This window comes from Geodermatophilus obscurus (assembly GCF_900115395.1).
Taxonomy (GTDB): domain Bacteria; phylum Actinomycetota; class Actinomycetes; order Mycobacteriales; family Geodermatophilaceae; genus Geodermatophilus; species Geodermatophilus obscurus_B.
Window position 1 is genome coordinate 106,790 of the sequence record NZ_FOWE01000012.1, and the last position, 22,821, is coordinate 129,610.

Annotated in this window: 23 protein-coding genes; 8 read left to right on the top strand and 15 right to left on the bottom strand. The window is 77.2% G+C overall.

The window, feature by feature from the left end; genetic code table 11:
* Positions 1-29: 29 nt before the first annotated feature.
* Together BM165_RS21730 and BM165_RS21735 are read left to right on the top strand one after the other, a co-directional pair.
* A complete protein-coding gene (locus BM165_RS21730) occupies positions 30-1,418 on the top strand; it encodes an APC family permease (RefSeq protein ID WP_075015631.1) in 1,389 nt (462 codons plus the stop codon).
* Positions 1,415-1,732, top strand: a complete 318-nt coding sequence (locus tag BM165_RS21735; RefSeq protein WP_075015632.1) for a hypothetical protein — start codon at positions 1,415-1,417, stop codon at positions 1,730-1,732. The genes BM165_RS21730 and BM165_RS21735 overlap by 4 nt, the downstream gene beginning before the upstream one ends.
* A gap of 9 nt (positions 1,733-1,741) precedes the next feature.
* On the opposite strand, the gene BM165_RS21740 is transcribed toward BM165_RS21735, so the two are convergent.
* On the bottom strand, positions 1,742-2,617 hold the full coding sequence (locus BM165_RS21740) for an ATP-grasp domain-containing protein (protein ID WP_208976832.1): 876 nt from the start codon (positions 2,615-2,617) through the stop codon (positions 1,742-1,744).
* A gap of 40 nt (positions 2,618-2,657) precedes the next feature.
* Here BM165_RS21740 and BM165_RS21745 point away from each other — a divergent pair, with 40 nt between their 5' ends.
* Positions 2,658-3,605 (top strand): nucleoside hydrolase, encoded by a 948-nt coding sequence (locus BM165_RS21745; protein ID WP_075015633.1) that lies wholly within the window; start codon positions 2,658-2,660, stop codon positions 3,603-3,605.
* A 16-nt stretch (positions 3,606-3,621) separates the two neighbouring features.
* On the opposite strand, the gene BM165_RS21750 is transcribed toward BM165_RS21745, so the two are convergent.
* Positions 3,622-4,323 carry a GAF and ANTAR domain-containing protein gene (locus tag BM165_RS21750; RefSeq protein ID WP_075015634.1) on the bottom strand — a complete coding sequence of 234 codons (702 nt, stop codon included), beginning with the start codon at positions 4,321-4,323 and terminating at the stop codon, positions 3,622-3,624.
* A 135-nt stretch (positions 4,324-4,458) separates the two neighbouring features.
* On the opposite strand from BM165_RS21750, the gene BM165_RS21755 reads away from it, so the two are divergent.
* A complete protein-coding gene (locus tag BM165_RS21755; RefSeq protein WP_075015635.1) occupies positions 4,459-4,956 on the top strand; it encodes an ATP-binding protein in 498 nt (165 codons plus the stop codon).
* A gap of 6 nt (positions 4,957-4,962) precedes the next feature.
* Here BM165_RS21755 and BM165_RS21760 read toward each other — a convergent pair whose 3' ends face one another.
* The 7 genes from BM165_RS21760 to BM165_RS21790 form a co-directional block, all read right to left on the bottom strand.
* A complete protein-coding gene (locus BM165_RS21760) occupies positions 4,963-5,199 on the bottom strand; it encodes a hypothetical protein (RefSeq protein ID WP_075015636.1) in 237 nt (78 codons plus the stop codon).
* 43 nt (positions 5,200-5,242) lie between these two features.
* Positions 5,243-5,947: an NYN domain-containing protein gene (locus tag BM165_RS21765; RefSeq protein WP_075015637.1), complete on the bottom strand. Its 705-nt coding sequence runs from the start codon at positions 5,945-5,947 to the stop codon at positions 5,243-5,245.
* Positions 5,948-6,092: 145 nt separating this feature from the next.
* Positions 6,093-8,192 (bottom strand): putative bifunctional diguanylate cyclase/phosphodiesterase, encoded by a 2,100-nt coding sequence (locus tag BM165_RS21770; protein ID WP_244274390.1) that lies wholly within the window; start codon positions 8,190-8,192, stop codon positions 6,093-6,095.
* A gap of 143 nt (positions 8,193-8,335) precedes the next feature.
* Complete coding sequence (locus tag BM165_RS21775) at positions 8,336-9,973, bottom strand: acyl-CoA dehydrogenase family protein (protein WP_075015706.1); 1,638 nt, start codon at positions 9,971-9,973, stop codon at positions 8,336-8,338.
* 101 nt (positions 9,974-10,074) lie between these two features.
* Positions 10,075-11,250, bottom strand: coding sequence for an HNH endonuclease signature motif containing protein (locus tag BM165_RS21780; protein ID WP_244274391.1), 1,176 nt, complete (start codon positions 11,248-11,250; stop codon positions 10,075-10,077).
* Between the two features lie 115 nt (positions 11,251-11,365).
* Positions 11,366-11,761, bottom strand: coding sequence for an SRPBCC family protein (locus BM165_RS21785; protein ID WP_075015639.1), 396 nt, complete (start codon positions 11,759-11,761; stop codon positions 11,366-11,368).
* Entirely contained in the window at positions 11,758-13,041 is a 1,284-nt protein-coding gene (locus BM165_RS21790; protein ID WP_075015640.1) for a competence/damage-inducible protein A, read from the bottom strand. Before BM165_RS21790 ends, BM165_RS21785 begins: the two co-directional genes overlap by 4 nt.
* A 151-nt stretch (positions 13,042-13,192) precedes the next feature.
* Between BM165_RS21790 and BM165_RS21795 the strand changes: the two genes are divergently transcribed.
* Positions 13,193-13,981, top strand: a complete 789-nt coding sequence (locus BM165_RS21795; protein WP_075015641.1) for a hypothetical protein — start codon at positions 13,193-13,195, stop codon at positions 13,979-13,981.
* Between the two features lie 25 nt (positions 13,982-14,006).
* Here the strand turns inward: BM165_RS21795 and BM165_RS26165 are convergent, their stop codons facing one another.
* Entirely contained in the window at positions 14,007-15,596 is a 1,590-nt protein-coding gene (locus BM165_RS26165; protein ID WP_075015642.1) for a serine/threonine-protein kinase, read from the bottom strand.
* A 14-nt stretch (positions 15,597-15,610) separates the two neighbouring features.
* Positions 15,611-17,350 carry a protein kinase domain-containing protein gene (locus BM165_RS21805; protein ID WP_083427594.1) on the bottom strand — a complete coding sequence of 580 codons (1,740 nt, stop codon included), beginning with the start codon at positions 17,348-17,350 and terminating at the stop codon, positions 15,611-15,613.
* Positions 17,351-17,731: 381 nt separating this feature from the next.
* On the opposite strand from BM165_RS21805, the gene BM165_RS21810 reads away from it, so the two are divergent.
* The gene (locus BM165_RS21810; RefSeq protein WP_083427595.1) at positions 17,732-18,541 is read left to right on the top strand and encodes an enoyl-CoA hydratase-related protein; all 810 of its coding nucleotides are present in this window, start codon (positions 17,732-17,734) and stop codon (positions 18,539-18,541) included.
* Positions 18,542-18,733: 192 nt separating this feature from the next.
* Entirely contained in the window at positions 18,734-20,413 is a 1,680-nt protein-coding gene (locus BM165_RS24990) for an Hsp70 family protein (protein WP_177225281.1), read from the top strand.
* Positions 20,414-20,461: 48 nt separating this feature from the next.
* Here the strand turns inward: BM165_RS24990 and BM165_RS24995 are convergent, their stop codons facing one another.
* Positions 20,462-20,788, bottom strand: a complete 327-nt coding sequence (locus BM165_RS24995) for a hypothetical protein (RefSeq protein WP_244274392.1) — start codon at positions 20,786-20,788, stop codon at positions 20,462-20,464.
* A gap of 18 nt (positions 20,789-20,806) precedes the next feature.
* Between BM165_RS24995 and BM165_RS21830 the strand changes: the two genes are divergently transcribed.
* Entirely contained in the window at positions 20,807-21,445 is a 639-nt protein-coding gene (locus tag BM165_RS21830; RefSeq protein ID WP_075015644.1) for an MBL fold metallo-hydrolase, read from the top strand.
* Between the two features lie 26 nt (positions 21,446-21,471).
* Here the strand turns inward: BM165_RS21830 and BM165_RS21835 are convergent, their stop codons facing one another.
* The 3 genes from BM165_RS21835 to BM165_RS21845 form a co-directional block, all read right to left on the bottom strand.
* Positions 21,472-21,735 (bottom strand): GlsB/YeaQ/YmgE family stress response membrane protein, encoded by a 264-nt coding sequence (locus BM165_RS21835; protein WP_075015645.1) that lies wholly within the window; start codon positions 21,733-21,735, stop codon positions 21,472-21,474.
* Positions 21,736-21,846: 111 nt separating this feature from the next.
* Positions 21,847-22,305 carry an SRPBCC family protein gene (locus tag BM165_RS21840; protein WP_075015646.1) on the bottom strand — a complete coding sequence of 153 codons (459 nt, stop codon included), beginning with the start codon at positions 22,303-22,305 and terminating at the stop codon, positions 21,847-21,849.
* Positions 22,302-22,772 (bottom strand): MarR family winged helix-turn-helix transcriptional regulator, encoded by a 471-nt coding sequence (locus tag BM165_RS21845; RefSeq protein ID WP_075015647.1) that lies wholly within the window; start codon positions 22,770-22,772, stop codon positions 22,302-22,304. Before BM165_RS21845 ends, BM165_RS21840 begins: the two co-directional genes overlap by 4 nt.
* Positions 22,773-22,821 lie beyond the last annotated feature (49 nt).

Genomic DNA, 22,821 nt, shown 5'->3' on the forward strand with positions numbered 1-22,821 from the left:
AGGCCAACCGCCCTGCCCAGACTCGACCGGTGACCGAGCAGTCCCCCGCCGCGACCACCGGCAGCACGCCGACCGGAACGACCCCGACCGGCGGCGACGAGCCCGACACGAGGCTCCGCCGCGCCGTCACCGGGAAGCTGCTCTACCTGTTCATCCTCGGCGACGTCCTCGGTGCCGGCGTCTACGCGCTGGTCGGTGTGGTCGCGGCCGAGGTGGGCGGCGCCATCTGGGTGCCGCTGCTGGTGGCCCTGCTACTGGCCCTGCTCACCGCGGCCTCCTACGCCGAGCTGGTGACGAAGTACCCGCGCGCCGGCGGGTCGGCGGTCTTCGCCGAGCGGGCGTTCCGCTCCCCCGTGGTCGCCTTCCTCGTCGGCTTCTGCATGCTCGCCGCCGGTGTCACCAGCGCGGCCGGACTGGCCCTGGCCTTCGCCGGTGACTACCTCGGCGTCTTCCTGGACGTGCCCGCCGCGCCCGCCGCACTGGTGTTCCTGCTGGCCGTGGCGCTGCTGAACGCCCGCGGCATCCGGGAGTCGCTGCGCGCCAACCTGGTGATGACGCTGGTGGAGACCTCCGGCCTGGTGCTGGTCGTCGTCCTCGGTGCGGTGGTGCTGGGCCGCGGCGACGGCGACCTCGGCCGCGCGGTGGAGTTCCCGCCCGGGGTGTCCGCGGGGACGGCGGTGCTCTCGGCGGCGCTGCTGGCCTACTACTCCTTCGTCGGGTTCGAGACGTCGGCCAACGTGGCCGAGGAGGTCCGCGACGTGCGGCGGGTGTACCCGCGGGCGCTGTTCGGCGCGCTGCTCACCGCCGGGCTGGTGTACGTGCTGGTCGGGGTCGCCGCCGCGGTGGTGCTGCCGCCCGGCGAGCTGGCCGCCTCCAGCGGGCCGCTGCTGGAGGTCGTGCGCGCCGCCGACGCCGGCGTCCCCGACCAGCTGTTCAGCCTGGTCGCGCTGGTCGCCGTCGCCAACGGCGCGCTGCTCACCATGATCATGGCCAGCCGCATGGCCTACGGGCTGGCCGAGCAGCGCCTGCTGCCCGCCGTCCTCGGCCGGGTGCTGCCGAACCGGCGGACGCCGTGGGTCGCCATCGCCGTCACCACGGCGGTGGCCATGGGGCTCAGCCTGACCGGTGACCTGGAGACCCTGGCCAACACCGTCGTGCTCCTGCTGCTGTTCGTCTTCCTCAGCACCAACACCGCGGTGCTGGTGCTGCGCCGCGACCCGGTCGACGTCCCGCACTGGCGGACGCCGGTCGTGCTGCCGGTGCTCGGCATCGCGTCCTGCCTCCTCCTGCTGTGGCAGCAGGAGGCGCGCACCTGGGCATTCGCCGGCGTGCTGCTGGCCGTCGGCGTGGTGCTGTACCTGGCGACGGCGCTGCCGCGGCGCCGCGCCGGGGCGCGCGGGGACGCGGTGTCCCGGTGAGCGAGCACCGCCGCGCGGTGGCCCGCCTCGCGGCGGCCGCCGTCCCGGTCGTGTACGACCTGCTCACCGACGCGGAGCTCGAGCGGGTCTGCGTGGTGCACCGCCTGGGCGAGGACGCGCCGGACGGGCCGGAGGCCGTCCTCGTGGTCACCGCGCGGGGCGAGGAGTCGCAGCACTCCCTGTGGCGGCTCGGGCAGGCCGGGGAGTCCGCGGCGGCGGTGCGGGCCCGCATCGCCTCCGAGCTCCAGGACGTCGTCAGCGGGTCCCGCTCCGGGTGGGGGCAGCAGCGTCCGTGGCCGCCGGCCGATCGGTAGCGGTGCGGCTCAGCCGAGGCGGGCGCTGATCGCCGCGGCGAACCGGTCGGCGGCGCCGTCGTCGGTGGTCAGGAAGAGGCTGGGCTCGGTGAGCTCGACCTCGATGACCTGCGGGGCGCCGTCGTCACCGGGCACGAGGTCCACGCGGCAGTACAGCGGCCGCTCCCCCGTCCGGTCGGCCACCCAGGCGAGCACCCGGTCGCCGACGTCGCGCTGCTCCGGTGTCGCGGTGCGGGCGGTGATCTCCTCCTCGGCGTAGAGGCCCTCCCCCAGCGCCCCGCCGGCCAGCAGCGCGCCCTTGCCGAAGGCGTGGCTGAACGCGCCGTCGACGTACACCAGCCCGGTCTCCCCCTCGGCGTCGAGCCGGTCGAGGTAGGGCTGGACCATCACCGCCCGGCCCCCGGCGAGGATCCCCTCGGCCGAGGCGCGTGCCCCGTCCCGGTCGGCGGGCGCGAAGCGGGCGGTGTCGCGGGCGCCGGCCGAGACCACCGGCTTGACCACCACGTCGCCCGGCCAGCGGGTCAGCGCCGCGGCCACGTCGTCCGGGCCCTCGGCCCAGGCGGTGGGCACCACGGGCACACCGGCGGCGGCCAGCTCCCGCAGGTAGCGCTTGTCGGTGTTCCAGGCCAGGACGCCGGCCGGGTTGAGCAGCAGCGTCGCGGCGGCCACGCGCCGCGCCCAGGCGAGGAACTCGTCGCGCCGCGGCGCGTAGTCCCACGTCGAGCGGACGACGACCGCGGTCGCGGCGGCCCAGTCGACGCCGTGGTCGGCCCAGTCGGCGGGTGCGGCCGACACGCCCCGGGCAGCGAGGGCGGCGACGAGCAGCGGCTCGTCCTCGTCCTTCCCGGTGGCGGCGGCACAGCTGGCGAGGAGGACGTCGGGCACGCCGCGATCCTGCCCGAGGGGGATCTGCTGGGATGACGCGGTGGCCCGACCCCTGGTGATCGACACCGACCCCGGCATCGACGACGCGCTCGCGATCCTGCTGGCCCTCGCCAGCCCGGAGGTCGACCTGCGTCTGGTGACGACGACGCACGGCAACGTCGAGCTGGCGCAGACCACCGAGAACGCGCTGCGGGTGCTGCACCTGGCCGGCCGCTCCGACGTCCCGGTGGCCGCCGGCGCCGCCGAGTCGCTGGTGTACCCGCAGCCGGAGCGTGCCGGTCACGTGCACGGCACCGCCGGCCTCGGCGGGGTGGAGCTTCCGCCGTCACCGGCCGCGGTCGACCCCCGGCCGGCGGTGGTCGCCCTGGCCGAGCTGCTGATGGCGAGCGAGCAGCCGGTGACCGTCGCCGCGATCGGGCCGTGGACGAACGTCGCGCTGCTGCTGGCGACCTACCCGGAGGCCGCGGCGCGGATCGGCCGGCTGGTGCTCATGGGCGGCTCGGCCGGCCGCGGCGGCAACGTCACCGCGGCCGCCGAGTTCAACGTCTGGGCCGACCCGGAGGCCGCCGCCCGCGTCCTGCGCGCCACGGTGCCCACCGTGCTCGTCGGCCTCGACGTCACCCTGCCGACGGTGGTCGACGAGGACGGCATCGCCCGCTTCGCCGTGGCCGGGCCGGTGGGCGCCGCGGCGGCGGCGATCCTGCAGCAGTACCTCGACCACGCGCGCACCGCCTACGGCACCACGGGCGTCGTCGTGCACGACGCGCTCGCGCTCACCGAGGCGATCGTGCCGGGCACCCTGGGCACCGTCCGCCGCGACGTCGTCGTCGACACCACCCGCGGGGAGGGCCGGGGCCAGACGCTGGTCGACCGCCGCGCGGTCTCGGACGCGCCGACCGCCGTCGACGTCGCCGAGACCGTCGACAGCGCCGCGGCGGTGGAGTTCCTGGTCGGCCGGCTGGCCGACCTGGCGGCGCGGGCCGGCTGAGGGTCGGGCAGCGAGGTCAGCCGCGCGGGTCGCGGGTGGAGGCGACGATGCCCGCGGCGATGTCGCGGAGCTTGCGGTTGTAGCGCTGGGAGGCGTCGCGCAGCAGGTCGAAGGCACCCTCGGCGTCGACCCGGCGCTGCGCCATGAGCACGCCCTTGGCCTGCTCGATCACCGCCCGCGACTGCATGGCCAGCTCCATGTTGCGGGCGTGCTGGCTGAGCCGGGCGTGGGCGTCGGCGTTGGCGACGGCCACGGCCACGGCCTCGGCGACCTCCCGGGCGGCCTCGACGGACCCGTCGGAGGAGAACGCCCCCGGGTGGGTGGAGTAGATGTTCAGCGCCCCGATCGAGCTGCCCTGGTAGGGCAGGGGCGTCGACAGCGAGCTGCGCACCCCGACGTCGACCACCCGCGCGGTGTAGTCCGGCCACCGGGTCTCGGTCCGCATGTCGTCGACCCGCAGCTGCACCCCGGCGCGCCCGGCGTCCAGGCAGGGGCCGTGGCCCTGCGCGTACTGCAGCTCGTCGGCGGCCAGCGCCATGTCCCCGAAGTGGGCGGCGGTCGTCGCGGTGTCCCCGCGGACGAGGGTGATCGACGTCGACTCGGCGCCGGGCACGTGCTCGGCCGCCAGCCGGGTGACCTCCCCGAGGACGTCGGACAGCTCCCGGTCGGCCAGCTGCAACCGGCTCAGTGCTCGCCAGAGGTCGTCCACGGCGCTCATCCTGCCCGGCGCGGCGGTGGACCGGGGCAGCGAGGCGCAGCAGGCCGGTCCGGGGGCCGCCGCTGCGCGGCCCGGCCGTTTCGGCGAGGATGTGCACGCCGACGACGGCGCCACGGACGGACGGGGAGGTGGGCGATGGGCGAGCAGGCGTGGCCGCTCGCTCCCGTGCCCTCCGTCGCCGGTGACGTCTGGCACTGGCAGCTGGAGACCATGCACGTCGTCTCCCGGGTGCGCGCCGACCTGCGGGCCCGCATCGCCCACCCGTCGGTGAGCTCGTCGTCGACCGAGGACGCCCGCGACGGCCTGCTGCTGGTCTTCGAGGAGCTGGCCTCCAACGCGCTGCGCCACGGTGGCGGCGACGTGCGCGCCCTCGTCGTCGCCGGCCCCTCGGGCTGGCTGCTCGACCTCAGCGACGAGGCACCCGACCGCCCGCCGGTGCCCGCCGTCGACCGGGACCCCTCCCTCGGCGGGATGGGGCTGCACCTGGTAGCGCAGCTGTCGCTCGACTACGGCTGGGAGCGCCGACCCGGCCGCAAGCACGTCTGGTCGCGGCTACCCTCCGGGCTGGCCCCGCTCGAGGGCCTCAGCGACCGGGTGCCCGAGCCGCGCGCCCCGGAGCTCCCGCGCGACTGACGCCGCTCAGGCGGAGTCGGCGACCGGGGCCTCCCGGTGCTCGGCGCGCGCGCAGTGGGCGCAGCAGTAGAACTGCCCCTCGACGACGACGCCGTGGCCGACCACCTTCACCCCGCAGTGCTCGCAGATCGGGGCCATGCGGTGGATGGCGCACTCGAAGCTGTCGAAGGTGTGCCGGGCGCCCTGCGCCACCACCTCGAAGCTCATGTCGTAGTCGTTGCCGCAGACCTCGCAGACCGCCATGGGCCCTCCATTCCCCGGACGGGGCCGGCGGACACGGGAGGGTTCAGCTCCCGCGCCGGGCGGTCCAGGAGGACACGAAGTCGCGCAGGCTCCGGGTGGGCCGCAGCCACGCGCCGTCGGGCGGGAGGGCGTCGAGGCGGACGCGGTCCAGCGGGGCGGCGAAGGCGCCGGGGACGTCCTCGATGTCGATGAACTCGATGAGGTCCGAGCCGATCGCGTAGCCGGCGACCTCGCTGAACGCGACGACGACGACCTGCGTGCCGGCCCGCGCGAGCTCCTCGAGCGGCTCGGCGAAGTTGCGGCCGTCGCCGGAGAAGACGACGAGGCGGCGCAGCCGGTGGCTGTGCCCGCGGACCTCGATGTGGTCGAGCATCGCCTGGTCGATGTCGTCGTCGGGCTGGGCCTTGGGCCGGGCGAAGACGGCGTAGCCGAAGCCGCGCAGGGCCTCGACCCAGCGCTGCAGGGAGCCCACGACCGGCGGGATGTTGGCGAAGACGCAGGCCTCTACCTCGGGTGCGTCCGCAGCGGCGGGGTCGCCGGCGCCGTCGACGAACCACGCGGCGATCGCGTCGAAGCGCGGCCGGGAGGCGGCGGTGGGGCGGGCCCCGATGACCGTGGACAGGGTCATGTCGATGTTGGGCGCGTCCCAGATGAGCAGGTCGAGGGCCGGTCGTCCCCGGCCCTGCGCCTCGTCGGGGAACGCGGTCGCCGACACGGTGGGCTCCACGGCCACGCTGGTCTCGGTCACGGGGGCAGTCTGCCCGGTCGGCTCCCGAGCACCGGGCTGCAGGGCGGTGGGCACCCGGGCAGGCGGCCCGGCCGGTGACGTCGCCCGCCGGACGGCGCGCCGGCGCACCGGACTGGTCCCGCTCCCCATGCCGGTCCGGGTGGGCTCAGCCGAGCTGGCCGGCGAGGGCCATCGCGCAGGAGTCACCGCCGCCGTCGTGCACCCGGGAGGCCCAGCGCTCGACGTCGGCCGCCGCCATCGGGCGGGCGAGCAGGTAGCCCTGCGCGGAGTCGCAGCCGGCCTCGCGGACCATGCGCAGGTGCTCGGCGGTCTCCACGCCCTCGGCGACCGAGCGGATGCCCAGCGTGTGGGCCAGCTCGACGATGGCGCCGAGGACGGCGCCCGTGCCGCCGGAGGCCAACCGCTCGGCCGCGGTGATCAGCGAGCGGTCGATCTTCAGCGTGCCGATGGGCAGGGCCATGAGCTGCGCCAGCGAGGACCAGCCGGTGCCGAAGTCGTCGATGGCCACCCGGACGCCGAAGTTCTGCAGGACGGCGAGCTGGTCCTCGGCGCGGGTCGGGTCCTCGGCGACGCAGGTCTCGGTCAGCTCGAGCATGAGCTGCTCGGCGGCGAGGCCGGAGTCCCGGAGCGCCGTGCGGACGTCGCGCACCAGCGTCTCGGCGGAGAAGTGGCGGGCGCTGATGTTGACCGCCATCCGCAGCGCCAGCCCCTGCTCGGCCCACGCGGCGGCCTGCCGGGTCGTCTCGTGCAGCAGCCAGCGGGTGATGGGGATGAGCTGGCCGGTCTCCTCGGCGACGGAGAGGAAGGCGTCGGGGCCGAGCAGCCCGCGCTCGGGGTGCTGCCAGCGCAGCAGCGCCTCCACGCCCTCGACCTGGCCGGTGTCGAGCCGCACCACGGGTTGGTAGTGGACGACGAGCTGGTCCATCACGCCGTCGCGGAGGCGGGTGGCGACGTCCATGCGCCAGCGGGCGGCGTCGCGCAGCCCCGGGGAGAACAGGTGCACCCGGTCGCGCCCGGCGGCCTTCGCCTCGTAGCCGGCGGCGTCGGCGTCGCTGAGCAGCTGGTGCGGCTTGCGGAGGCCGGGCTGGGCGACGGCGACGCCGATGCTCGCCGACACGGGCACGGTCAGCCCGGCCGCGGTGAACGGCCGGGCGAAGGAGCGTTGCAGGCGGAAGGCGAGCGAGGCGGCCTCGGGGCTGTCGCAGGAGCGGGCCAGGACGACGAACTGGTCGCCGCCGAGCCGGCCGACGGCGTCACCCGGGCGGACCTGGCCGGTGAGCCGGGCGCCCACCTGGCGCAGCAGCTCGTCGCCGACCTCGTGGCCCAGGGACTCGTTGACGGTCTTGAAGCCGTCGATGTCGAGGAAGAGGAGGGCCGGCCGCGAGGTGTCGTCGGTGAGCGCCTCCTCGATGAGCTCGAGCAGGCGTGCCCGGTTGGGCAGGCCGGTGAGGTCGTCGTGGGTGGCCTGCCAGGCCAGCCGCAGCTCGCCGCGGGCGCGCTCGCTGACGTCGGTGTGGGTGACGACGACCTGCCCGGTGTCGTCCACCCTCGCTGCCTGCAGCCGCCACCAGGTCGTCTCGCCGGCCAGGTCGTGGGAGTAGTCGTGGGCGAAGCCGTCCGGCGCCCCGCCGACGCCGGTGCGCAGCCGGCGCAGGCCCGCGGCGATCTGCTCGGCGTCGCCCGGGGCCAGGCCCTGCCGGATCCGGGTGACGTAGTCGTCCCCGATCTCGGCCGGTTGCCAGCCGCTGCGCCGCACCTGTTCGGCGTTGCCCGCCCAGACCCGGTTGACCGTGAGGATCCGGCCCTGCGCGTCGAGGAGGACCGTGGGTGAGGGCAGCGCGTCGAGGACGCGGGCCAGTTGCTGCAGCTCGTGCACCTGGGCGGCCTGCTGGCGGCGCCGGGTGTCGATGTCGCGGAGGAAGACGACGACCCCGCCGTGCGTGTCGGGCGAGGCGCGGACCTCGAACCACCGGCCGTGCGGCTCGTAGAGGTACTCGAAGGCCCGCGGCCGGCCCTCGGCGACGGCGGCGCGCACGTGGGCCTGCAGCTCGGACCCGAGCACGTCCGGGACGCAGTCGCGCACCGGGCGGCCGAGCAGCCGGGCCGGAGGCCGCTGCAGGAGGTCGGCGAGGGCGGCGTTCACCCAGGTGAACCGCCACTCGTGATCGAGGCGGCAGACCGCGTCCGGGACGCCTGCCAACAGGTCCGGTGGCGCGGTCATGACCATCTGGTCGGAGTGCTGCACTCGTCCCTCTTCCCCCCGGTCGCGCTCCGGGCCCCGTTGTACAGACCTGTCCCGGGGGACGGACCGGGAGGGATGGGAAGTCGGTCCGTGCGCGACGCCTGTCCGAGAGTAGTGGAGCAAACCGTCTGGGGCAGGTCCCCTGGTCAACCGCGCGTCCGGCCTCCCACGGCGGCGCGCTCGGCCAGCCGGGCCACCGGGACGCCCGCCGGGAGGGTCCCCAGCACCGTGCCCCAGTCGCCGCCGAGCCGCGTGGCGCAGAAGGCGTCGGCCACCTCCGGCGGGGCGTGGCGGAGCAGCAGCGAGCCCTGCAGGCAGAGCGCGAGGAGCCCGGCGACCCGGCGGGCACGCAGCGGCAGGGCGTCGGTGTCCCCGAGCTCGGTGGCGAGCCGCCCCACCGCCTCGTCGAAGCGGACGTCGGCGCCGCGGGCGAGGTCGATCTCGGCCGTGACGGCGCTCAGCGACTCGCTGCTGCGGCCCAGCGCGCGCAGCACGTCGAGGGCGATGACGTTGCCCGAGCCCTCCCAGATGCTGTTCAGCGGCGCCTGCCGGTAGAGCCGGGGCAGGCCGGACTCCTCGACGTAGCCGTTGCCGCCGAGGACCTCCACGGCCTCGGCGACGACGGCCGGGGTGCGCTTGCAGACGAGGAACTTCGCGGCCGCGCCGGCCAGCCGCAGGAACGCCGTCTCCCCCGCGTCGACGGCGGCCGCGAGCCGGATGGCCAGGGCCGTCGCGGCCTCGCTCTCGACCGCGAGGTCGGCGAGGACGTTCTGCATGAGCGGCTGGTCGGCCAGCCGGGCGCCGAAGGCGCGGCGGTGGCGGGTGTGGTGCAGCGCCTGGGTGAGCGCGGCGCGGACGGTGGCCGCCGAGCCGATGACGCAGTCGAGGCGGGTGGCGGCGACCATCTCGATGATCGTCGGGACACCGCGGCCGGGGTCACCGACCAGCCAGCCGGTGGTGCCGTCGAACTCGACCTCGCCCGAGGCGTTGGCGCGGTCGCCGAGCTTGTCCTTGAGGCGCTGGAGGCGGAAGACGTTGCGGCTGCCGTCGGGGAGCACCCGGGGCACGAGGAAGCAGGAGAGGCCCTCCGGCGCCTGGGCCAGCACGAGGAAGAGGTCGCTCATCGGGGCGCTGGTGAACCACTTGTGCCCGGTGAGGGTGTGCGTGCCGTCGGCGTTCGGGACCGCCCGGGTGGTGTTGGTGCGGACGTCGGAGCCGCCCTGCTTCTCGGTCATGCCCATGCCGGCGACCAGCCCGGGCTTGGCGGCGGGGTCGGTCAGGCCGGGCCGGTAGCCGGTCCCGGTGAGACCGGGTTCGTACCGGGCGGCCAGGTCGGGCGCCGCGCGGAGCGCCGGGACGACGGCGTAGGTCATCGTCACCGGGCAGCCGTGGCCGGCCTCGACCTGGGTCCAGGCCAGGTAGCCGACGGCGCGGCGGACGTGCGCGTGCCGGTCGCCGGCGTCTGCGGCCGCCCAGGGCGCCCCGGCCAGGCCGTGCCCGAACGCCGTCGCCATGAGCTCGTGCCAGGCGGGGTGGAACTCGACCTCGTCGATCCGGTGGCCGTAGCGGTCGTGCGTGCGCAGGACGGGCCGGTACTCGTCGGCCAGGCGGCCCCACTCGCGTGCCTGTTCGCTGCCGGCGAGCCGCCCGAGGTCGGCCAGGGAGGCGAGCGTGGCCTCGTCGGCGTGCCGGACGCAGGCCTCGGCCAGCGCTGCGTCGTCGGCGACCGGGTCGTACCCGGTCAGCGGCGGCACCTGGTTGGTCACCTCGTGCGTCGTGCCCACGGCGGGCACCGTACGGCCGTCGGCCGGCTGTGCACCTCACTCGCGCGCCCACGGCCCGCCGTTCCACGTGGAACGGCGGGTGCGCGTCCGGGGCTGCCGACTCAGGCGGCCGTGGGTGCGATGGGTGCCAGGTGTGCGGGGACGGTGATCTCGGTGCCGTCGGGTCGCCAGGTGCGCCACCGCCCGCTCGGTTGTCGCTCGACCCGGAAGCCGTGGTGGACCTTCGTGTGGTGCCGCTCGCACAGCAGCGCGGAGTTCTCCAACGAGGTCTCGCCGCCGTCGATCCAGTGCACGAGGTGGTGCACGTCGGTCCAGTGGCTGGGTGCGTCGCAGCCGGTGAACACGCAGCCGCCGTCGCGCAGCTCCACCGCCCGTCGGAGGCCCCCGGAGACGAGTCGCTGCTCGCGTCCCACGTCCAGCGGTACGCCGTCGGGGCCGAACACCACGCGGGAGATGCGGCCGTCGCAGGCGAGCCAGCGGGCTCGGGCGGCGGAGATGGTGGCGCCGAAGCCCATGTCCGCGGTGCCCGCACCCGACGCGAGGTCGTCGAGGTCGATGCGCACGGCCACGTGGGGCTTGACCGACCGCAGCACCGGCACCGCGCCGGTGGCGAGGGCGTTGTCGGCGATCTGCACCAGTGCGTCGCCCTGCCGCTGGGCGCGGGTGCGGTCGTCCCCGGCGGGGCGGTCGGCCTGCACGTGGGCCTCGACCGCCGTCTGGAACTTCTCCCCACCCACGGCATCCAGGTGACCGCGGAAGGACACCGACCCGTCGGCGTGCCTGGAGATGGTGAGTGAGCGCCCCTCGGTGGGGTCCGGCTCCGGACCGTCGGGGTCGAGCCGGTCGAGGTAGTGCTCGACGACCTTCACCAACGTGGCGTGGTCCCGTTCCACCGCCACGCCGGTGAGCACGCCGTCGACCTCACCGAGGTCCACCCCGGCCGCGGCGAACGCGGCCAGCCTCTGCGGCGCCACCAGCTTCGCCGCTTCGGCGACCTGCTCGGCGGTGACCAGCCCGGCCTCGGCCGCCTCGGCCAGGACGGGCAGGTGCTGCAGGACGCGGCCGTTGCCGACGATCCGCGACGCCACCGATCCCGACACCCGGCAGTGACCCCGCAGCCACGAAGCCATCGACTTCTGCCCGTCCCGCTCCGGCGCCTGCGCCAGCTCCGCCGCCCGCACCCGGCGGGCCAGCGCGGCGTCGATCCGGTTGCGCTCGGCGACCAGCGCGGCGACGTCGTCGAGGACGTCACCCGTCTGCCAGCCGGTCGAACACATGATCGAAGTCATAGCGGCACATCAGGTGGTCCACCAGCCGAATTCGCAGGTCAGGCCGCCGTCCACAATCCCATCAGCGGCCTTGACAGCGTCGGTTCCGCCGACCTCCCAGCGCTCAGTCGAGCGGCTGCACCAGTCGGCTGATCGCCAGCTGCGCCAGCGGCGCGTACCCCAGGACGACGGGCAGCGGCCCCCGGATGCGCAGGCCGGTGGTGCTGCCGCCATCGGGGCCGTCGGACACCCAGTGCACGAGGTGCAGCCGCACCGGTCCGGCCGACACCGTCCACGCCCACCGCCGGGCCACCTCGTCGACCGACTCGACCACGAACGGCAGCACGAGCCCCAGCGGTCCGCGCACCCGGCCCTCCAGGCCGGCCCGCAGCCGGGGCTCGGGCACCTGCACGCCGGTGATCTGCGGCGCCCACGTGGGCCAGCGGGCGGGCTCGGCGTAACGCTCCCACGCCTCGGCCGGCGCCAGCGGTCCGGTCGCGTGCAGGGTCAGGGTCGTCACGCCGGCGGACCGCCGAGCAGCAGGTGCCGCAGCAGGTGCAGCGCGAGGACGACGGACCGCTCGCGCACCGCCGTCCGCGAGCCCCGCAGCCGCACCGACCGCGCCTCGGTCCCCGACGGCCCGACGACGCACAGGTGCACGGTGCCCACGGGCTTGTCCGGCGTCCCGCCGCCCGGCCCGGCGATCCCGGTGATCCCCACCCCGACGTCGGCCCCGAACCGCGCCCGCGCGCCCTCGGCCAGTGCCAGCGCCACCTGGGGGCTCACCGCGCCGAACTCCGCCAGCACCTCCTCCGGCACGCCGACGAGCTGCTCCTTCGCCGAGTTGGCGTAGGAGGTGATCCCGCCGAGCACCCACGCCGACGACCCCGCCCGTTCGATCAGCCGCGCCACCAGCAGCCCACCGGTGCAGGACTCGGCGGTGGCGATGGTCAGCCCCTGGTCGCGCAGGGCGTCGGCGACGAGCTCGTCGAGCGTCGGCCCGGTCGAGAACAGCGTCGCGGCGTACTCCTCGGCCAGGACGGCGACCAGGTGGTCGTGGGCCGGCTGCGCCTGGGGCGCGAACCGGGTGACGATCTCCAGCTCGCCCTCGCGCAGGCAGGTGGTGACCTCCAGCCCGCCGAGCCCGGCCTGGTGCTCGCGCAGCGTCGCGGCCAGCTGCGCCTCCAGCGTCCCCCACAGCCGCACCGTCCCCTGCCGCAGCTCGGCGGCCCCGGCCAGCGCCTCCCGCACGGGCCCGGCGGCCAGCGCCGCCGGCCACATCCCCTGCAGCTCCGACGGCGGCCCGGGCAGCACGACGACGACCGGTCCGCCGCGCGCGCCGGCCGGGGGGACGACGAGACCGGGCGCGGTCCCCACCGGCTCGAGCACCGTGGCGCCGGCCGGGACCATCGCCTGCTTCCGGACGCCGGCCGCCGTCGCCTCGGGATCGGCGCGCCAGCCGCGGCGGCTCATCAGCTCCTCCACGACGGCCGCGACCCGCTGCTCGAGCTCCGGGTCGAGGTCGAGCGGGCGGCCCTGCACCTCGCCGACGACGGCGGCGGTCAGGTCGTCGGCGGTGGGCCCGAGGCCGCCGGAGGTGACGACGAGGTCCACCCCGCTGCCGGCGAGGTACTCCAGGGCACCCCTCATGTCCTCGGGCCGGTCGCCCACCACCACGACCGCGGCGACGTCGACGCCGGCCTGCCGCAGCCGCTCGGCCAGCCAGGGGCCGTTGCGGTCGGCGACCCGGCCGGTCAGGACCTCGGTGCCGGTGACGACGATCCCCGCGCGCGTGCCCACCCGCCCGACCTTAGGAGGACCGCCCCGCACCCGCCGGTCGTGCGAGCCGGACGGACCCGCCGGGGCTCCTGCGCCGTCCCGCGGCCGGCCCCGGTTAGCGTGCTCCGGAGGGCCCGACCCGGTCCACCGCCGACCGCCTGGAGGAACGACCGTGACCGCCTCGCCGCCACCGGCCGGCCCGCGCACGCAGGAGATCACCGTCCCGTCGCCGGGATCGGCTCCCGCCGACCCGGCCGCGCACGGGGCCACCGCCGTGGGCACGGCCGACCCGCACCCGGCTCCCCCGTCGGCTGCGCTGCCGCCGCCCGCCTACCCCGTCACCGCCCCGCAGCCCGCCGCGCACCAGCCCGCCGCACAGCCCGTCGCCGCGGACGCGCGGACCGCCGTCGTCCCGCCGGCCGGACACGGCCACGACGCGGCCGGCCCGATCCCCACCGGGCCACTGGACCCGTTCTTCGGCACACCGCCCCCGCCGCCGGGCGCGGCGGCGGTCCCCCCGGCCGCCGCGCCGACGGCCCAGGGCCCCGCCGGCGGGAAGCCGGCCCGGGCGCCGCGCACCCCGCGCGACCGGGCGGTGCTCGTCACCACCGGCCTCGGCGTCCTGGGGCTGGTGCTGCTCGAGCTCGGGCTGGCGCTGCGGCTGGGCGGCCAGGTGATCTGGTCGGACCTGCCGCTGTGGTCGGCGTTCGCGACGCTCGCCGTGCTGGTCGGGATCGTCGGCCTCGCCGCGGGCCTGCTCCCGGGTCGCCGCGTGGGCCCGGCCGTCGCCGAGAAGCTGGCCCTCGGCGGCCTGGCCGGCCTGGCGGTGTTCTGGGTGCTCATCGCCCTGCCGCGGGTCGACTCCGACCGCGGCTTCCTGCTCACCGCCGCGCTGGGGGCCCTGGGGGCGGCCGTCTGGCTGTCCCCGTCGCGCCGCCGCCGCTCCCCCGCGGGGGCCTGAGACGCGCGCGGGCGCGGTGGCCGGGTCAGCCGTCCCGGCCGCCGCGCCCGTTGCCGTTGCCGTTCCCGCCGGCGTTGCCGTTCCCGTTGCCCCCGGCGTTGCCGTTCCCGCCGTCGCCCGTCCCGTCGTCCTCGGGCTCCGGAGCCGGCTCCGGTGGCGCAGAGGCGACCGGCTCGACCGGAGCCGGGGCCGGTGCGGGCGGCGGTGCCTCCGACGTCACGGAGCCCGCGTCGACGGCCTGCGTCCGTCCCGGCGCCGAGGACACCTGCTCCCGCACGGGCGAGGGCCAGCCCGACGGTCCGCGCGACGGCGCCGGGGACGGCGACCGGGACGGCGCCGCCGGCGGCGGTGCCACGGTCGGCGGGGGGCTCGGCGGCGCGACCGCGACGGTCAGCGTGACCAGCTCCCCGGGCGCCAGCAGCCCGACCGGAGTCACCCCGAGCACCGTGCCCGGCGCCGCGACGGCGGACTCCTGCGTCCCGCGGGTGACCCGCAGCCCGGCCGCCACCAGGGCGTCCTCGACCTCGTCGGCGGAGCGGCCGACGGCGTTCCCCCGCCGGACGTCGACGCCGGTGGGCGCGGCGTCGGCGACGGCGGACGGCGGTGTCCCGGAGCCGGGTGCGGCCAACTGGAGGGCGCCGACCCCCAGGGCCGCGCCCGCGGCGAGCGTCACGGCCACCCCGAGCGCGCGGACGGTCCGCCGCCGTCGCGGCGGCCGGCCGGCCGGTGCCCCCACCGGCAGCGGCGAGGTGCGCGGCAGGGGCGCGGGCGGCAGGGCACGCCCGGCCCGCACCGCCGCGACGACCTCCGCCAGCGCCGCGCCGTCGGCGGGCCGGGCGGCGGGGTCCTTGGCGACCATCCGCGACACGAGCTCCCGCACCGGCGCGGGGACGGAGCCGGGCAGCGGCGGAGGCTCCTCGTGGAGCTGCCGCAGCGCGATCTGCACCGGGTTCCCGCCGTCGAAGGCGCGCCGGCCGGCCAGGCACTCCCACGCCACCATCCCCAGCGCGTAGACGTCGCTGGCCGGCCCCGCGCGGCCGGCGCCGGCCTGCTCCGGCGAGAGGTAGTGCGCCGTCCCGACCACCTGGTCGGTGCGGGTCAGCGGTGCGCTCGCCGCCGACCAGGCGATGCCGAAGTCGGTGATCCGGACGACGCCGTCGCGGCCGACCAGCAGGTTGCCCGGCTTGACGTCGCGGTGCACCACCCCGGCGGCGTGCGCGACCGCGAGGCCCTGCGCGGTCTGCCCGACCAGGTCGAGCACCCGGTCGGCCGGCAGCGTGCCGTCGCGGGCCAGCAGCGCCGCGAGCGGCTCGCCGTCGACGAGCTCCATCACCAGGTGGGCGCACACCGCGCCGTCGTCCCCGGCCTGCTCGCCGTAGTCGTAGAGCGCGGCGATGTTGCGGTGCGCGAGGCGGCCGGCCAGGTGCGCCTCGGTGCGGAAGCGGGCGCGTACGGTCTCGTCGCTGCCGTACTCGGCGCGCAGCAGCTTCACCGCCACGGGGCGGTCGAGCAGCGTGTCCCGCCCGCGCCAGACCTGGCCCATCCCGCCGACGGCGATGAGCCCCTCGAGCACGTAGCGGCCGCCGACGACCCGCCGCCGCGCACCGTCGGTCACCGCCACCTCCTCGATCAGACCTGCGGGGATCCTCCCCCGGCACCGGGGGAGTCGCTCGCGCTGGAGGAGGGCGGACCACCGGAGGGGGGAACGGGCTCCGACGGCGTGGTGGTGGTCGGGGACGAGGACGTCGTGGCCGTGGGGGACGACGTCGTCGGGCTGGGCTCCCCGGCCGGGGTGGGTGTCGCGGAGGTCGACGTCGGCGACGACGTCGGCGACGGCGTCCCGGGGGTCGTCGGCGCGGGGGTCGTCGCCGGGGCCGCCGGCGGCGGGGCCGGCGCGCCGGCGGCGGTGCCCGTCGGTGCCGCGGGGGGCTCGGGGGCGCGGTCGGGCACGCCGACGCCGGTCACCGGGGAGACGTCGCCGCCGCCGTCGTCCCCTTCGCCCGTCCGGGGGGCCGGGTCCGGCGGGGCGACGGCGTAGGTGACGACGACGTCGTCCCCGGGCTCGAGCACGACCCCGGTAGGCGAGACGCCGAGGACGCGGCCCGGGACGGTCCGGTCCGTCACCTGCTCGCGACGCTCGACCGACAGGCCCAGGGCCGACAGCTGCGTGGCGACGTCCTCGATCGGCCGGCCGAGGTGGTCGGCGGCCTCCAGCAGGATGCCCGCGTCCTCCTCCTGCGTCTGCGCGGCCACGGCGGTCGGCGGGGTGCCGTCGGTCAGCGCGGACAGCACGGCCGCGGCCAGCCCCGCGCCCACCAGCAGGGCCAGCAGCGGCACGAGGACGACGGCCGCCCGCCGGCGCTGCGGTGCCGGCGGGCTGCGGTGCGGCCGGGCACCGGGCGGCGGGGACACGAGCTGGGTCTCCGGGCCGTCGCCGAGTGCGGGCGGCGTGGCGCCGGTGGGCACCGACGCCGCGACGGGCCCCGCGACCGCCGCGGAGGTACGGGCGACCGGGCGCGGGAGCGCCGGCGGGCGGCCGGCGCGGACGTCCTCGACCGCGGCGGCGAACGCCGCGCCGTCCTGCAGCCGGGCGGCGGGGTCCTTTGACAAGGCGCACAGGACGAGCGTGCGGACGCCGGGGGGCAGCTCCTCGGGCAGCGGCTCGGGGTCGCTGCGGAGCTGCTTGAGCGCGATGGTGACGACGTTGTCGCCGTCGAAGGCCGGGCGCCCGGTGAGGCACTCGTAGCCGACGAGACCCAGGGCGTAGACGTCGCTGGCGGGGGTGGCCAGGTGTCCCTCGGCCTGCTCCGGCGAGAGGTACTGCGGGGTGCCGATGACCTGGCCGGTGCGGGTCAGCGGCACGCTGCCGGCCGACCACGCGATCCCGAAGTCGGTGATCTTCACGCTGCCGTCGGGCCGGACCAGGATGTTGCCGGGCTTGACGTCGCGGTGCACCAGGCCCGCACGGTGGGCTTCGGCGAGGGCCGCGGCGGTCTGGCCGAGCACCGACAGCGTGGTGGCGGTGTCGAGCCGGCCCTCCTGCTGCAGCAGGGTCGACAGCGGCCGGCCCTCGACGAGCTCCATGACGAGGTAGGCCAGCTGCTCGCCGGTGTCGCTCGCCTCGGTCTCGCCGTAGTCGTACACCGCCGCGATGTTCGGGTGGCTCAGCGCCGCGGCGTGCTGCGCCTCCGCGCGGAACCGGGCCAGGAAGGTCGGGTCACCGGTGTACTCGCTGCGGAGCACCTTGACCGCGACGGGGCGGTGCAACAGCAGGTCGGTGGCGCGCCACACCTGGCCCATGCCGCCGGCGGCGATGAGCTGGGCCAGCTCGTAGCGGTCGCCGAGCATCCGGCGACCCGGTTCCACCACGGGGGCACTCCCATCCCTGCCGACCACCGGCCGACGCCGTCCACCCGGAGACGCCGCACCCCCCGCCGGGGTGCCCGCGCGCTCCGTGCACACACACATGTTCCCAGCAGTCACACCCGTCCGGGGGGCCTCTCGCGTCACGGCTCGGCATCGACGCGGCAACACGCCGGGGACGCGCGGACGACGCGCCGGGCACTCCCCGTGGCCACCGCTGGAACAGCGCGCGGCCCCACCGGTCGGAGGCGGGAGCGGCCGGCCCGGGACCGGTCGCCGCGGCTCCGGACCCTCGCGGAGGCCGATGAGGTGGCCGGCGGTGAACGCCTGGCCCGTCGCTGACGGGAGCCCCCTGTCCGGCCCCCGCGACCGTGGCAGGGTGGGCACATGTCCGAGACGACGGCTACCTCCACCACGTCGACGCAGACCACGGTGACCCGCGAGGACGCCGGGGGCGTCGCGACGGTCACGCTCCGGCGGCCGGCGCTGTCGCGCGCGATGCGCCGGGAGCTGCTCGCGGTGGTGCACGGCATCGCCGCCGACGAGTCGGTGCGCGCGGTGCTGCTGACCGGCACCGGCCGGGCCTTCTGCGTCGGCCAGGACCTCGGCGAGCACGTCGAGGCCCTGCGCGGGGACGCCTCGACGTCGCTCTCGGTGGTCGAGGAGGAGTACAACCCGCTGGTCCTGGCCCTGGCCGCACTCCGGATGCCCGTCGTCGTCGCGGTCAACGGGGCGTGCGCCGGGGCGGGTCTGGGGCTGGCGATGGCCGGCGACCTGCGGGTGGCCGCCGCGGGCGCGAAGTTCACGACGGCGTTCACCGGCATCGGCCTGGGCAGCGACTCCGCGCTGGCCGCGCGCCTCGTGCACACCGTGGGCGTCGGGCGGGCCACCGAGCTGCTGCTGCTGCCCGACCCGTTCCCCGCCGAGTCCGCGCTGCAGTGGGGGCTGGTGCACCGCGTGGTGGCGGCCGAGCAGGTGGCCGACGAGGCGCGTGCCCTCGCCGAGCGGCTCGCCGGCGGCCCGACGGCGGCCCACCGCGCGGTGAAGACGGTGCTCGCCTCCGCGCCCACCGACTCGCTGGAGGACACCCTCGCGCTCGAGGCGCGGCTGCAGACCGAGCTGGGGCGGACGGCGGACCACACCGAGGCGGTGGAGGCGTTCCTGGCCAAGCGGGCGCCCCGGTTTACCGGCCGCTGACCAGCCCGTTTCCACACGGACGGCGGGGGTCTGCTGACTCCCTGTCAAGGGCCGCGGGGTGTCGCGCCCGCGTGACCGCCTGATCCCGTCCGGGCACCTCCCGGCCCCGGACAGGGAGGACGGACGCGACATACGGTCGTCGGAGTTCCCGGCCCAGCAGTCGGCCGGACGCGGGAGACGCCTGGGGGACCTGTGCGCAACGGCCAGTACGGGCTGGGTATCGACGTCGGCGACCGCAGGATCGCCGTGGCGGTCTGCGAGGACGACGGACCGACCGCCCGGCCGCTGCCTCCGCCGCCCGTCCCGGAGGGGACGCTGCGGAGCCTGCTCGCGCACACCGGCACGGCGACCCCGGTCCGCGTCGGCGGCCGCGAGGTCGCGGCCGCCGACCTCCTGGCCGAGGTCGTGCAGCAGGTCCGGGAGGCCGCGGCCGCGACCCGGGGACGTCCCGACGGCTGGACCGTCGTCACCGTGCCGCCGTCCTGGGACGGCCCCCGGTGCGCCGCCCTCGCCGACGCGCTGCAGCGGGCCGGGGTGCCGCGCTTCACCCTGCTGTCGCGGGCGGTGGCCGCGACCGCGCGCCAGGTGGCGGTCGGCCGGCTGCGGGCCGGCGCGACCGTCGCCGTCTACGACCTGGGCCCGAGCAGGCTGGAGCTGGCGGTGGTCGGCCCGGCGCCGGACGGCTCGGCCGCCCTCGACCAGCTCGCCGCTCCGCCCGACCCGGTGTCCTGGGCCGTCCGGCCGGCCCCCGGGGAGTCCGACGAACTGCTGGCGGACCGGACGCGGGAGTCCGCAGCCGCGGTCGTGGCGGCGGCAGCGGCGGCCGGCCTCGCCGTCGGCGACCTGGACGCCGTGGTGCTCACCGGCGCGGGCGCGGGCGCTCCCCGGGTGGCCGAGGTGCTCGGAGACGAGCTCGACCGGCCGCTGGTGGTCGGGCCCGACCCGGCGCTCACGGCCGCGCTCGGGGCCTCCGGCCTGGCCGCCTGGGCCCTCTCCGTCGACACCGCCGTCGACACCGCCGCGGACACCACCCCCGGCGCCGGGACACCGGCCGGCCGGCCGGCCGCCGTGGCCGGAGCCGCGCGGGGGTCCTCGCCGTCGGCGCCGCCGTCCCGCTCCCGCGAGGGCTCCGGCCCCGCCCGGAGCCGCCGGCGCCGGCGGACCGGCCTGGTGGCGGCACTCCTCGCGCTCGCGGTGGTCGTCCCGGCGACGCTCGACGAGGTGCTCGGCGCGACCGACGAGGCGGGCACCTCCGCCGCACGGGACGCGACGACCCGGGCGGACGACCCGGCGCCCGGGCCTGGCACGCCTGAGGACGGCGTCCCGGCGCCGGCCGGCGAGGGCCCGGACGAGGTGCCCGCCCAGGACGACGGACCGGACGGGCGCACCCCGCCCGCGCCCGGCACCGCCCGCGCCGGCAGCTCGGCGTCCGCCGGTGGCGGCCTGTCCGGCACCCGCGAGCCGGTCACCGCCGACCCTGGGACCGCCGAGCCCGGGACCCCGGCGCCCGGCGCGCCGGCACCCGGGACCACGCCCGGGACCACGCCCGGAACCACGCCAGCCACCACGCCCCCGCGGACGACACCTCCCGCCCCTGGCGTGCCCGCGCCGGAGCCCCAGCCCGAGCCGGAGCCCCAGCCCGAACCGGAACCGCAGCCGGAGCCCGAGCCCGAACCGCAGCCGGAGCCCGAACCGGAGCCGGAGCCGGAGCCGGAGCCCGAGCCCGAGCCGCAGCCCGAACCGGAACCGGAGCCGGAGCCGGAGCCGGAGCCGGAGCCGGAGCCGGCTCCCGAGCCCGAGCCGGCCCCCGAGCCGGAGCCGGCTCCCGAGGTCCCGGCGGAGGACGCCGTCACCCTCGCCTCGGCGCCGTGACCGCGGCCCGGCCCGCCGGACCTGCCGAGGGGTGCTGAGCGGGGTCGGCTACGCGGGCGTGACGCCGGCGAGGGTGGTGCAGGTGCCGCACACCTCGCGCGACGACGACGGCCACGGCTCGTCGAGCGCCACGCGGGCGAGGGTGCCGCAGAGCGTGAGCTCGCAGGCGCCGTCGACCTCGGCCGGCAGCCGGTGCACCTCCACGGCGTGCCAGAGGGCGGCCGTGGGCCCGTGGGCGCGGCTCCGGGCGGCGGCGAAGGTGGTGGTGGCGAAGGTGGTGAGGGCCATGCCGGGGAGGTCGGCAGCCCGGCGCCCGGGCGCCAGCCGGGGCGCGGCGGCCTCCCCCGTGCGGGTGAGGCGGCAGCCCGGTGGCACCGGCGGGAGGATGCCCCCATGGAGCTCACGAAGCAGGGTCACGCCTGCGTGGTGGTCACCGACGGCGACCGGCGGCTGGTCATCGACCCCGGCGGGTGGACCGACCCGGGCGTGCTCGATGGCGCGACCGCGGTGCTGGTGACCCACGAGCACCCCGACCACTTCGCCGGCGACCGGCTGCGCGCGGCGCTGGACGCCGACCCGGCGCTGGAGGTGTGGACGAACCCGTCGGTCGCGGGTCAGCTCCAGGGGCTCGGCGGGCGGGTGCACGCGGTCGGCGACGGCGACGCGCTGACCGTCGCCGGCCTCGACGTCACGGTGCACGGGGAGTGGCACGCGGTGGTGCACCCGGAGCTGCCACGGGTGCCCAACGTCGGGTTCGTCGTCGGCGGCGAGGTGTTCCACCCCGGCGACGCGTTCACCGTCCCCGGCACGCCGGTGTCGACGCTGCTGCTGCCGGTGCACGCGCCGTGGTCGAAGATCGCCGAGGTCATCGACTACGTCCGCGAGGTCGGCGCCGACCAGGCCTACGCCGTGCACGACGGGCTGCTCAACGACACCGGCCTGGGGCTGGTGGGCGGACTGCTCGGCGAGCGCGGCCCGGGCACGCCCACGCCCTACGCCCGCCTGGCGCCGGGGGAGTCGGTCGAGCTCTGAGCCCGGTGCGCTCCCCCGGCGGTACGTCAGCGGACGGCGCGGTGGTTGCGCCCGGCGATGCCCTCGGCGACGCCGATCAGCAGCACCGCGGCCACCACGGCCAGCACGAAGCCCAGGACGTTGAGCTCCCAGATGCTGCCGGTGCCGAAGAACTGGGCGATCAGCCCGCCGATGAGCGAGCCGACCAGGCCGAGGGCCAGGGTGGCGAGGATGCCGAGGCGCTGACGGCCCGGGACGATGAGGCGGGCCAGGGCACCGATGACGAGCCCGGCGACGAGGAAACCGATCACGACGTGACCTCCGTGGGGATGCGGCACCCGGCCGGTCGCCGGGCGCTCCTGCCGTTCCCCTACCCGCGCCGGCCGGGCCGACGCGTGTGCCCACCCACACGGGTGAGCGGCTCAGCCGGCGGCGACCTGCTCGACGTGCGCGGGGAGCTTGTCCAGCTCGCCGTCCACGGTGGTCTGCACCATGCGCCGCAGCGCCGGCCGGGTGAACCGGTCGGCCAGCCGGACCCGGCGCGGCGCGTGGGTGAGCGTGATGGTGACCCGGGTGGTGCCGGGGGCGGCGTCGGCCAGCTCGATGCGCGTCGTCCAGGTCTCGGGCGTGAGCTCCAGCCGGGTGGTGACCACGCGCTCGGGCTCCCACTCGACGATCTCGCCGCGCGGGGCGCCGGAGCGGGGAGCCTCGCCGGCCAGCTTCCCGGGCACGCAGACGAACCGCGTCCCGGGGCCCGACCCCTCGCCGTCCACCACGTAGGAGACGTCGCACACGGCGCAGTAGGGCTCGAGCACCGCCAGCGCCCGCCACACCCGGTCGCGCGGGGCGGCCACCTCCCGGGTCCCGCTGGCCGTGGTCACTCCTCGACGGTAACCGTCGTCCCGGCTGCGGCCGGGCGGGGTACCAGGTCGGCGAGCACGGCCCGCGCGACGGCGTAGCGCTCCTCCCCCACCCGGTCGGCCCACTCCCGCTCGACGTCGGCCAGGTGGCGCCGGACGGTCTCGTTGACCGCCCGCCCGCGCTCGGTGAGCCGCACCAGCCGGGCGCGCCCGTCCGTCGGGTCGGGCACGACCTCCACGTAGCCGCCGCGCTGCAGCGGCTCGAGCGCCTGCGCCAGCGCCTGCTTGGTCAGCCCACTGGTGGCCGCCATGCGGCTGAGCCGCTCCCCGCCGGGCGGGACCATGGACAGCAGCCGGTAGTGCCGGGTGCGCAGCCCGGGGAACGACGCGTCGCTGAGCGCGTACAGCTCGGCCCGGATCCGCTGGACGGCGTGCTCGAGGAGCACGACGACGAGGGGACCGGGATCCCCGTTGACGGATTCGGTCAAGTTGCTTCACCATCTGCGAGTCAGACAAGCGGCTTGACCATCCTCTCAC